The organism is Brevundimonas sp. (assembly GCF_013912065.1).
Taxonomy (GTDB): Bacteria; Pseudomonadota; Alphaproteobacteria; order Caulobacterales; family Caulobacteraceae; genus Brevundimonas.
This window is the reverse complement of record NZ_JACESA010000042.1, coordinates 1-10,989: the sequence shown is the minus strand read 5'-3', so window position 1 is coordinate 10,989 and position 10,989 is coordinate 1. Positions and strand designations below refer to the sequence as shown.

The window sequence follows — 10,989 nt, the reverse complement described above, 5'->3', positions numbered from 1 at the left end:
TCTCTTCCAGCGAGGCGGCCTGCTGTTCGGTGCGGCGCGACAGGTCGTCGGCGGCCTGGCTGATCTCGCCGGCGCCGGACCGGATGCCCGCTACATTGCCCAGAACCACGCCGAGGGCCTGCTGCAGCTGGGCGATGGCGGTGTTGAAATCGGTCTTCAGCTGTTCCGACCGGGGCGCCACCTCGACGGTGAACCGGTGGGTCAGATCGCCGTTCGACATCGCCGCCAGGCCGTCGGCCAGGGCCGTCAGGGCCACCCGATCCTCTTCGGCGATACGCGCCTTCTCGGCCTCGCTGGCCCGGCGCTCGGCCTCGCTGATGCTGCGCTGGGACTGGGTTTCGGCCTCGAGACGGATCTTTTCGACGGCGTTGTCGCGGAAGGCCCCGACCGAAACGGCCATGCGGCCGATCTCGTCGGTGCGTCCCTGGGCCGGGATGACGACCTTCAGGTCGCCGGCGGCCAACTGGTCCATGGCGCGCGTCATCGCGACGATGGGTTGGCTCAGGGCCCGCATCATCCATACGGTCATGGCTCCGGCGACCAGAAGCGCCAGCAGCCCGCCGACCACCAGGGCCGCATAACCGGCGTCGAACGCTGCATGCTTCTCGGCGTTTCGTCGGGTCAGCACGGCCTGAGCGGCGTCATCGATCGACTTCACCGCGCCGCGTATGTCGGCGAGGCCGGCCGCCGTGGACATCTGCGCCACGGCCTGGGCGCGGGCGGCGGGATCGCGCGACTGCTCCATCAGGGCCTGGGCCTCGTCGTGGAATTTCGCGCCGGCCGCGGTCAGCGGCGCGGTCTCGCCCTTGGCGTCGTCCAGGGCGCGGAGCGCCTCGTTGAACGCGGCCTCGGGTTCGACGTATTTGCTGAGGAACTGTTCGTCGCCGGTCGCCACATAGGCGCGCATGGCGTTCTGCTGCTCGACCGCCGCCGCCAGGGCCTGGTTCGCGGCATGACTCATTCGCGCCGCCTGAGCCTCGGCGGCGTCCGCCTGCTGCAGGCTGTAAAGGCTGAACAGGACGACCATGGTCGCCAGGCCGCAGGCGCTCATCATGGCGCCCAGGGCGATCATGAGCTTGATGGATATCGATACTGACCTGAACACGCCCGTCTCCGAAAGCACTGACACGTCGGAACTAGGCGAGACTTCTTACCAAACCTTCTAAGGCAAAGCTTCCAGGGCGACCTTTTCCGGCAGATGGAAGAAATCGACGAACCTGTCGAAGACCCGGGTGTCCCCGTGGAGGGTCAGACCGCCTTGCGCCTCCAGCGCCGCCGTCGGAACCTTTCCATAGACCGCCGCCGCGACCAGGGTTGGAAGGGTGATCAGGGTCACGTCCGCATCCCCGACCTCTCCGCGACGCGCGTCGAGAACCCCGTTGGCGATTTCGACGCGGAAAGAGGTGTCGTCGAAGACGAAACCGACGACCATGGCGGCGTCCCCGGCGCGACCGGCGTCGAACATCGTCTTGAAGGACAGCATGATCGAGACGGCGCTGATCGGCAGGGTCGGGTCATGGTGCGGCGAACGCGCGGCCCAGCGCCCCAGAACCATGAAGACCGGCTCGATCTCGCGCCCCCACTCCGTCAGTTCATAGACCTGGACCGAGGCCGGCGGCGGCAGTTTGCGGCGCCGGACCACGCCCGAAGCCTCCAGCCCCTCCAGCCTCTGGGTCAGCACATTGGCCGAGATGCCGTGCAGATCCTTCCTCAGATCGCCGAACCGGCGCGGCCCCATCATCAGTTCGCGCACCACCAGCAAGGCCCAGCGTTCGCCGATCAGATCCAGCCCGTGCGCCGCCCCGCAGGCGTCATGATATTTCCGGCCAGGCTTCGCAGTTACTTTTTCTAACTTCATGGTTGACTATTTTAATCCCGCGCGGCACGCTTGGCAAACAACAAGGAGAGGAAAGACGCATGACCCAGCTGATTTTCATCAACCTGCCCGTGACCGACCTGAACCGTTCGATCGCCTTCTATGAAGGGGTCGGCGCGACGAAGAACCCCGCCTTCAGCGATGACACCGCCGCCTGCATGGTCGTCTCCGACGTGATCCACGTCATGCTGCTGACCCACGACAAATGGCGCGGCTTCACCGATCGCCAGATCCCCGACGCCCATGTCTCGGCCCAGATGCTGGTTTGCCTGTCGCGCGACAGCCGCGAGGCGGTCGACGCCATAACCGCCAAGGCCGGCGAGGCGGGCGGCGCGATAGACCCCAACCCGCCCCAGGACTACGGCTTCATGTACGGCCGCAGCTACGCCGATCCGGACGGCCATATCTGGGAGACGATGTGGATGGACCCCGCCGCGATCGCCGCCGGACCCGAGGCCTTCGCCGCCAACGAACTCGCACCCGCCGGAGCCTGAACCCATGTCCGACCGGTTCGAACTGAGCGTCACCCGCCTGATCCACGCTTCTCCGGAAGTCGTCTGGACCATCTATGTCGAACGGACCCGCGAATGGTTCTGTCCCCGTCCCTGGACCACGCCCGTCGTCGACTGGGACCTGCGCCCCGGGGGGCGCGCCAATGTCGAGATGGAGTCGCCGGAAGGGGAACGTCATCCCTATTCGGGGGTGTTTCTCGAGATCGTCCCCGCCCGCCGTCTGGTCTCGACCGGCGCGATGACCGAGGGCTGGGTTCCCCAGGCGGGCGAGATGAACTTCGTCCGCATCGACACCTTCGAGCCCGAGGGCGAGGGCACGCGCTACACCGCCGTCGCCCGCCATTGGGATGAAAAGGCCATGGAGACGCACCGGGCCCTGGGTTTCGAACAGGGGTGGGGCGCCGTCGCCGATCAACTGGCCGTACTGGCGGAACAGGCCTGAACCGCGACGCCGGCGGCCCTCGAGTCTCCGACCCGCCAACGACAAGGAGGAAATCGCCATGACCGACAAGATCATTCCCTGCCTGTGGTACGACGACGATGGAGAGGCGGCCGCCCGCTTCTACGTCTCCCTGCTGCCCGACAGCCGCATCGACGCGGTCCACCGCTCGCCGATCGACACCCCGTCCGGGAGCGCCGACACGGTGCTGATGGTCGAATTCACTCTGGCCGGTCGGTCCTACCTGGCCCTGAACGGGGGACCTGCCTTCAAGTTGAACCCGGCGGTGTCGTTCATGATCATGACCGACGATCAGGCCGAAACCGACCGCCTGTGGAACGCCTTGATCGCCGACGGCGGCGAGGAGAGCCAGTGCGGCTGGCTGACGGACCGCTGGGGCCTGTCATGGCAGATCACGCCGCGCCGCCTGATGCAGTTGACCACCGACCCCGACCAGGCGCGCGCCAAGGCCGCCATGTCGGCCATGATGAAGATGCGCAAGATCGACATCGCGACACTGGAACGCGCTGTGGCTGATGCCTGAACCGGACTTTAAACCAAGGAGAAACGCCATGACCTATGTAAGCGGCTTCGTGACCCCCGTTAAGACGGCCGACAAGGAGGCCTATCTGAGATCCGCCCGCGCCGCGGCGCCGATCTTCAAGGAGTTCGGCGCCCTGTCGGTGATGGAGAACTGGGGCGTCGATATTCGCGACGGCAAGGTCACCGACTTCAAGATGGCGGTGAAGGCCGAGCCGGACGAGACGGTCGTCTTCTCCTGGATCGTCTGGCCCGACAAGGCCACGGGCGACGCCGCCGAGAAGAAGATGATGGAAGATCCGCGTTTCCACGAGATGGAGATGCCGTTCGACGGCAAGCGGATGGTCGTCGGCGGTTTCGAGACCATCTTCGAGGCCTGACTCCAGCCTTGGGGCGGCCGTCAGCGACGCGCCGCCTTCAACGCAGCGGTCAGGGTCTTGCGTCGCTTCGCGTGGGTCCGCTCCCGTTCGCCCCGCTCGTCTTCCAGCGCCTTCAGCCGGTCGGCGAGCGAGGCCTGCGCCGCCTGATGTTCGACGTCCAGGGCCTCCAGCTCGGCCTGCAGCTTTTCGATCTTGGCCAGACGGGCCTTCGACGGACCGGCGGCTTTCTTCGGCTTGGCCGCCTTGGCGATCTTGCCGACGTCGATGGTCAGGCCACGTTCGATCACCTCGCCGGGCGCCGCCAGGGCCGCCTCATAGTCGGGGCCGCCGCTGAGCTCGCTGGCCAGGCCCGTGGCGAACAGATCCTGTTTCGACCCCCAGGCCTCCAGCGCCTTGGGGCGCGAGCTGACCGCGACCGTAAAGGCGTGAAACCCGTCCGACCAGGTGAAGACCTTCAGCCTCGGCGCCATGCGTTCCCTCGTGCTCGACGACGCAGCAGCGCGCGCCTCAGCGACAGAAACGCGTGTCCGTCGCTTCCAGATGCAGATGGTCGTGGTGGACGGCGTTGTAGTCCGGGCTCAACACGGTCCCGAAGATGCGGCAGGCGTCGTCGCGGATACGGCGCAGGAAGCGCGCCTCGGGCGCGTCGCCGCTCCAGTCCTGGGTCACGCTGATCCGCCGCCCGTCGCGCAGCCGCACCCCGGCGAAATCGAGCGCCGCCGCCTGGGCGTGGGCGCTGATCCGGTTCGAGCCCACGCCATTGTTCACATTGCGACAGGCATAGGCGCCCATATGGTCGATCTGGACCACGTCCGAGCCCAGGATTTCGCGCGCCGCCGGCTCCAGCGACTGCCGCCGCCATATGCTCAGAGCCAGGGCGGTCTGGCAGGTCATCTGCACATCCCCCGGCGCCATCCGCGCCACCGTGCCCATGTCGGCCCCCAGAACACCGCCCTGACTCAGCCCGCAGACGGCGCTGTTCTGCCGGTCCGGCACAGGACTGAACCGCACCCGCGCCGCCGTCAGCTCCGCCAGGCACCGCCCCAGTTCGCCGCCCTCGCGCACCACGGCGCCCTGGGTCCCGCCGTCGATCGGCCGGTCGATCAAGCCCCCGACCAGGGGCGCGGCCGACTGACCCGGATAGGGCGACGGCCGCAACGGCTCGGGCGGCCGGCGTATGCAGCCGCTCAGGATCAGCAGGACCGCCAGCCCGGCGAGAAGACGCATCGAGAAGGACAGCGAGTTCATGCCCCTGTCCTATCCGATTCCCCGCGCGACATCGGTCACGAGGCGGAGAGCCGCCTAAAGGAATGGCGTATATGTAGTTTACAAACCTGCCGCTACTGACAGTACGATTGGTACTCGGAAACGTAGGTTTCAAACTCAGATTGCGCAGAACGGAGACGGCGGAATTCAGACGAGCAGTCATCATGACCATTGCTGTTAGCAACACACGAACTGTAGCGCCTTATTCGTGACGATATGTGACTTACGGCATTATTATAATTGTCTACGGTGTAGCGACACTGTTCTGCATCTTGAGAGCTAGCCGAGCCTCCCAGCGCTAAAACCAAACCGACACCACAAATTATTTGTCGGATCACTTCTCGTCCTCCGCTTTTGACTCCGGCTTAGGCGCAGCCGCCACCCGCCGCACCTTCTCCTCAAAGGCGGCTTCGTCCTCGTCGGCCTCTAGCTCACGGGCCATGTCGCGGAACTTGTCAGACTGGGCTGTCATCGCTGGATTCTCTGATGCGGTAGTGGGCCTTCGGGTCACGGGAATATTCCCCTTTCACAAATTCGAGGAGGCCGCGTCGGGTGAGCCGCTCCAAGTCCTTCTTGCTGGTGTCCCACGTCCGTCCCGTAATCCGCTGTGCTTCAGACACTTGGATGACTTTGTTCCTGAAGGCGTAGGCCGCGATGTTGATTTCGTGTTCTTGCAGGGTCCGCCAGACTTCCACTCCGAAGAACTGGGCAACGTCCCTGTCCGTCGCGCGCTTCCTCGTCTCGTGGTCATTTCTCAAGGTTACCTTGACGACGACCCCGTGCAGGGCTTCTTGCCGGAACGTAGGATCGGGAAGGCCCCACTCCTTCATGCTATCGCGGATGCGCTGCGTTCCTTCCCGAGCCATCTGCACATACCCGAGATACCGCATGGCATCCATGAGATGGAGGTTACGGGCGGCACGAGTTGAGTAGATGGTTTTCTCGTTTACGGGCGGAACGAAGCCTCCGGGACTTTCGATCTCGCAGTGATTGCTGAAGAACTTCATCGTGATCTCGCTACCGCTGTAACTATAAGACCTATGGACGCAGGCGTTTACCAACGCCTCTAGCCATGCCCAGCGCGGATATTCTGGCGTGGTGACGAACTTTCCGTCTTTGTTCAGCCATGTTACATCGAAGATTGTATCTTCGATAACCGTAGATGATTCCCGGATGATGTGGACAAGGTTGCCCTCGATAAAGCGATCACGGACAGGATTGTAATCGGCGCCTGATCCCTCAAACTCAGAGTTGAACCTTTGAACGCGCACTCGACAGCCCGGTATAGATTTACGCGGGTCTTTAGCCGCTAACAGTACGAGGTTATTGAAAGGCTGGAACTGGCCTTCATGGATGCGCCCCAAGTGGCGATCTACAAGAATTTCTTCGTTTGACCACTCCGCGCGTGCCTCCCGCTGTCGGAAGGCATCGCAGAAATCAAGAATTATCCCCTGGTCGAATTCACCAGGATAAGCATACGGCGCAACATCCAACTCAAACGATAGCTCTTGGCGAGTAGATCGAAAGTCCCGCTTTTCTTCCTCGCTCATCTTATGGCGGCTATCGCCGTAGCGCACCCATGCCTCGTCCTTATTGGTTTCGACAAGACGACCGACATAGGGGATGTAGATGGCTACACAGAAGTCCTCGTTGCCGTCCACGATAACCGGCACACGCTTCACTTCCGGCTTGGCCTGAGGACACATTTGTAGATGAAAGTTTTCAAGCCTGTTCAGCGTTTTTCCTGCCAGCAACCCAGCGCCAGTGGGAATGCCTTTGCTGTTGGCTCCGAAAACGAGCACCCCTCCATCGGGCGAGTTGGAGAACGCGCTGAAATAGGTAGCGAGATCATCCCAATCGATCCGATCGGCGCGCTTGTATTCAATACGCCGATCTTCTCCGAAATATTCCATTGCGCGCTGGTTTAGCCGCACCCAAATGTCGCGGGGAGCCCACAGGGCTGGCGTGTCGCCCAGCCCGAAAACGCTGTCAAACGGCAGTTCGAACTGCTCATCGGTCAAGTTGGCCACCACATTTAGTATGTCGAGTGTGGCTCGACACCCTGTATCTTGTAATCCGCGCGGCTGGAACGCGCCAGATTAACTTCTAAAGCGCCAACGCGCTCCGCGCCACTTCCCGTTAGGCTGCGAGGACGGACCCGACGTCAATCCGTCGGTAGGTCAGGCGCTTTGCCAAGTGACAAAATCCGCTCCCGGCGCTATCGCCAATGCCTTCGCGTTTGACATCGATAATCGCAGCATTGGCCCAAAATACTTTCACTTTCAGAGTGAAAAGTGGCGCTCCAAACATAAATCGCTCCAGCCTTAATCAGGCTCTAGTCGATGTCCGGGTCCTCTGCTCGCAGTGAGAAATGGATCGGTCCGCCATAGTCCAGATTCATGGCGGCGCGGTCGCGCCAGTTCGGATTGGCGTCGATCTTGGGCGCAAGCCGCAGATGCTGGTCGACCATCAGGCCCAAGGGGGTGATCGGCTCAGGCAGCGGCCTCAGCCCGCGTTGCACGTCGAAATAGCGGGACGCCCAGCCGCCCTCCACCGCATGGGCGAAGTCGCACGCTGTCGCTTGCGGACCCAGATGGCGCGCCCGCCAATGATAGCCGAAGGCCGCGTATCGGGCCGCGCTTCCCATCGGTTCGTCCATCAGCATCGACCAGGCCAGCTTGGTCGCCTGATCGATGATGTCGGCGTCGCGCTCGGCCATCCACTGGGCGACGTCGTCCTCCTGCGAGGCTTCGTCCTGTAATTCGGCGGCCGCCTTGGCCGGCTCCGCCCGTTCCACCAGCCGGGCCAAGGCCTCGGCCGACCGCACCAGGGCCTGGGCCTCGCCGCTTCGCCCTTGCGCCAGCAGGCCGCCGGCGCGCTGCATCGCCTCCTCCACCGCGCGGCGGGGATCGACGGGCGCCGGTTCCGCCTGCCCGCCGAACGGGACGGTCCGGGCGGCGTCCGGCCGCCCCGGCTCCAATTCCCGGTCCAGCCGCGCGGCGGTGTGACGACGGCTCCACGCCTCTTGCCGCGCCTTCTTCCTCAGATTGGCCAGGCCGACGTCGAACCGACGGGCCACGGACGGGCCGCTCTCGCCCGCCTCATAGGCCTGGCGCACGCGCGCCCAGACTTCCGGCCCGCGATATTTTCTCAGACGATAATGTTCCATGACGACAGCCTGGTCGTCGGAATCGTCAAAATCGGTCGCAGGGACGTCTTTCGCAGCGTCGAAATCTCACCCATTCCGTCGTCGAATTCTCCGGCGTGTACGCCCATCGACGATGACGACGACGACGAAAAAGGGCGGCTCCGTCGGAGCCGCCCTCGATCATTCTCAGCTGTCCAGGAAGGACCGCAGCTTGCGCGACCGGCTGGGGTGTTTCAGCTTTCTCAGCGCCTTGGCCTCGATCTGACGGATCCGCTCGCGCGTCACCGAGAACTGCTGGCCGACCTCTTCCAGCGTGTGGTCGGTGTTCATGCCGATGCCGAAGCGCATCCGCAGCACCCGCTCCTCGCGCGGCGTCAGGGACGCCAGAACGCGGGTGGTGGTTTCGCGCAGGTTCGACTGGATGGCGGCGTCGATCGGAAGGACGGCGTTCTTGTCCTCGATGAAGTCGCCCAGGTGGCTGTCTTCCTCGTCGCCGATGGGGGTTTCGAGCGAGATCGGCTCCTTGGCGATCTTCAGGACCTTGCGCACCTTCTCCAGCGGCATGGCCAGTTTCTCGGCCAGCTCTTCCGGGGTCGGCTCGCGGCCGATCTCGTGCAGCATCTGGCGGCTGGTGCGGACGATCTTGTTGATCGTCTCGATCATGTGCACCGGGATACGGATGGTCCGCGCCTGGTCAGCGATGGAGCGCGTAATCGCCTGACGGATCCACCAGGTGGCGTAGGTCGAGAACTTGTAGCCGCGGCGGTACTCGAACTTGTCGACCGCCTTCATCAGGCCGATGTTGCCCTCCTGGATCAGGTCCAGGAACTGCAGGCCGCGGTTGGTGTATTTCTTGGCGATGGAGATCACGAGGCGCAGGTTGGCCTCGACCATTTCCTTCTTCGCCTGACGGGCCTCGCGCTCGCCCTTCTGCACGGTCTGGACGATGCGGCGATAGTCGTCGATCGGCAGGCCGGCTTCCAGGGCCACGGCGGCGACATCGGCGCGGATGGTGGCGATCTGGTTGGCCTCGTTGTCGCTGAACTTGGTCCAGCGCACGCCCTGTTCCTTGATCCGTTCGGTCCAGGTCGGGTCCAGTTCGGCGCCGAAATAGGCCTTGAGGAATTCGGGACGCGAAATGCCGTAGCTGTCGGCCAGGCGCAGCAGCCGGCCTTCCAGACCGATCAGCCGCTTGTTGATCGCATACAGCTGCTCGACCAGGGCCTCGATACGGTTGTTGTTCAGCTTCATCGTCTTCAGACGATCCGAGATGGACGTCGTCAGCGCCTGATAGGCCTTCTCGTCCTTGGCGCTCAGCACCTCGCCCTTCAGGCGGGTCTGAACCAGCTTGTCCTGCAGCCCCCGGAACGCGCCGAAGTCGGCGGCGATCAGGTTCAGCACCTCCATCACCCCATCGCGCAGCTCGGCCTCCAGCGCCGAGATCGACATACCGCCACCGTCGTCGAAATCGTCGTCGTCATCGTCGTCGTCGGACTCGGGCTTGCCCTCAGCCGCCGGTTTTTCCTCGGCCTCTTCTTCCTCTTCGCTCTCCGGCTGGGCGGCGCCCGGCAGGGACGAGGGGTTCAGCACGCCGTAGGTCGCGTCCAGGTCGATGACCTCGCGCAGCAGGATGCGGTTGTTCTCCAGCTCGTCGCGCCACACCATGATGGCCTCAAAGGTCAGGGCGCTTTCGCACAGACCCGAGATCATGGCGTCGCGGCCGGCCTCGATCCGCTTGGCGATGGCGATTTCGCCCTCGCGGCTCAGCAGTTCGACCGAACCCATTTCGCGCAGATACATGCGCACCGGATCGTCGGTGCGGTCGTAGGCGGCCTTGGCGGGCGTCTCGGCCACGCCGGTGGATGCGGCGGCGGCGACGTCGGTGGACTGCTGCTCCTGCGCGTCCTCCTCGGCCTCGACGACGTTGACGCCCATTTCGGACAGCATGGCCAGGGTGTCTTCGATGGCGTCCGGGGTGACTTCCTCGGAAGGCAGGACCTTGTTCAGCTCCTCCATCGTCACATAGCCGCGCGCCTTGGCCTGTTTGATGAATTTCTTGACGCCGGCGTCGGTCAGATCGAGCAGGGGCCCGTCGGTCGAAACCTCGGCGTCCTGCGTCTCGGTCTGTGCGTTCATAGTCAGTCTGTCTCCAGCCGGAGAGGGTGATCAATCCACCCCGGCGAAAAATACAATGCCTGGCGAGGCGTAAGGTTACGCGTCCGCGCTGTCTTCCCAATTCTTCTCGGCTTGGTCGCACGGCGAAGCGCATACCGCCCGACCTTCAGCCGGCGGAACCCTTCGTCCTGCCCCGACGCATCGCACGCCAGGACCGAGGCGTCGTCAAACGCCTGCAACCATCGGACCCTTGCCTCGGCGAGGGGCGCATTTGCGGCCAGGAATGGCGCGCCGGACTTAACCGCCGCCTTCTCGACCTCGCGCACTAAGGCAACATGACCCGATTGCGCCAGATGGCGTCGCACGGCGGCAGAGTCAAGCGCATCGGCGTCAATCGGTCACAACCGATAATCGACACACAGATCGGGGCGCTGCGAACCTGCCTATTGGTCGGCTGATGCTCGGCGTGATCAGGTTCGGGCAGGGCGCCTGGCGCATGGGTCGGATGGAAGCGCCGAAGACTCAGCCCTAGCCATATATATGTACGCGCGCGCATGGAACGGCCCCATAAGCAGTCGCATGGAGTAGCGGCCCGACAGCGATCCAGGGCTTTGCCCCGTCTCCGCTCTGTTTGTTTTGGTGACCGTCATTTTCTGAGAAAGTTTCGTGTGTTTGTCAGAAAGCTGTTGCGGAAGAAAAGTGGCGTCCGTATA

General features: G+C 63.8%; 12 protein-coding genes. 4 read left to right on the top strand and 8 right to left on the bottom strand.

All coding sequences use genetic code 11. The features are described from left to right. A partial coding sequence (locus tag H2037_RS17260) for a methyl-accepting chemotaxis protein (RefSeq protein ID WP_292124399.1) occupies positions 1 to 1,105 on the bottom strand: 1,105 nt, incomplete at its 3' end. 57 nt (positions 1,106 to 1,162) lie between these two features. Continuing rightward, positions 1,163 to 1,858 (bottom strand): winged helix-turn-helix transcriptional regulator, encoded by a 696-nt coding sequence (locus H2037_RS17255; RefSeq protein ID WP_292124397.1) that lies wholly within the window; start codon positions 1,856 to 1,858, stop codon positions 1,163 to 1,165. A gap of 59 nt (positions 1,859 to 1,917) precedes the next feature. Here H2037_RS17255 and H2037_RS17250 point away from each other — a divergent pair, with 59 nt between their 5' ends. The 4 genes from H2037_RS17250 to H2037_RS17235 are packed head-to-tail and all read left to right on the top strand — an operon-like array spanning position 1,918 to position 3,747. Further along, positions 1,918 to 2,370 carry a VOC family protein gene (locus H2037_RS17250; RefSeq protein WP_292124395.1) on the top strand — a complete coding sequence of 151 codons (453 nt, stop codon included), beginning with the start codon at positions 1,918 to 1,920 and terminating at the stop codon, positions 2,368 to 2,370. Positions 2,371 to 2,374: 4 nt separating this feature from the next. Further along, the gene (locus H2037_RS17245; protein ID WP_292124393.1) at positions 2,375 to 2,830 is read left to right on the top strand and encodes an SRPBCC family protein; all 456 of its coding nucleotides are present in this window, start codon (positions 2,375 to 2,377) and stop codon (positions 2,828 to 2,830) included. 58 nt (positions 2,831 to 2,888) lie between these two features. Then, positions 2,889 to 3,371, top strand: coding sequence for a VOC family protein (locus H2037_RS17240; RefSeq protein ID WP_292124391.1), 483 nt, complete (start codon positions 2,889 to 2,891; stop codon positions 3,369 to 3,371). A gap of 28 nt (positions 3,372 to 3,399) precedes the next feature. Then, complete coding sequence (locus tag H2037_RS17235; RefSeq protein ID WP_292124388.1) at positions 3,400 to 3,747, top strand: DUF1428 domain-containing protein; 348 nt, start codon at positions 3,400 to 3,402, stop codon at positions 3,745 to 3,747. Between the two features lie 20 nt (positions 3,748 to 3,767). On the opposite strand, the gene H2037_RS17230 is transcribed toward H2037_RS17235, so the two are convergent. The 6 genes from H2037_RS17230 to rpoD all read right to left on the bottom strand — a co-directional run bounded on the left by H2037_RS17230 (position 3,768) and on the right by rpoD (position 10,297). Continuing rightward, complete coding sequence (locus H2037_RS17230; protein WP_292124387.1) at positions 3,768 to 4,217, bottom strand: hypothetical protein; 450 nt, start codon at positions 4,215 to 4,217, stop codon at positions 3,768 to 3,770. A gap of 37 nt (positions 4,218 to 4,254) precedes the next feature. After that, positions 4,255 to 4,995, bottom strand: coding sequence for an extensin family protein (locus tag H2037_RS17225; RefSeq protein ID WP_292124385.1), 741 nt, complete (start codon positions 4,993 to 4,995; stop codon positions 4,255 to 4,257). A 352-nt stretch (positions 4,996 to 5,347) separates the two neighbouring features. After that, on the bottom strand, positions 5,348 to 5,485 hold the full coding sequence (locus tag H2037_RS17220) for a hypothetical protein (RefSeq protein WP_292124383.1): 138 nt from the start codon (positions 5,483 to 5,485) through the stop codon (positions 5,348 to 5,350). Further along, entirely contained in the window at positions 5,469 to 7,034 is a 1,566-nt protein-coding gene (locus tag H2037_RS17215) for an ATP-binding protein (RefSeq protein WP_292124381.1), read from the bottom strand. The genes H2037_RS17220 and H2037_RS17215 overlap by 17 nt, the downstream gene beginning before the upstream one ends. Positions 7,035 to 7,348: 314 nt before the next feature. Continuing rightward, positions 7,349 to 8,182 (bottom strand): hypothetical protein, encoded by an 834-nt coding sequence (locus H2037_RS17210; RefSeq protein WP_292124379.1) that lies wholly within the window; start codon positions 8,180 to 8,182, stop codon positions 7,349 to 7,351. 165 nt (positions 8,183 to 8,347) lie between these two features. After that, a complete protein-coding gene (gene rpoD / locus H2037_RS17205) occupies positions 8,348 to 10,297 on the bottom strand; it encodes an RNA polymerase sigma factor RpoD (protein ID WP_292124377.1) in 1,950 nt (649 codons plus the stop codon). Between the last annotated feature and the right edge of the window lie 692 nt (positions 10,298 to 10,989).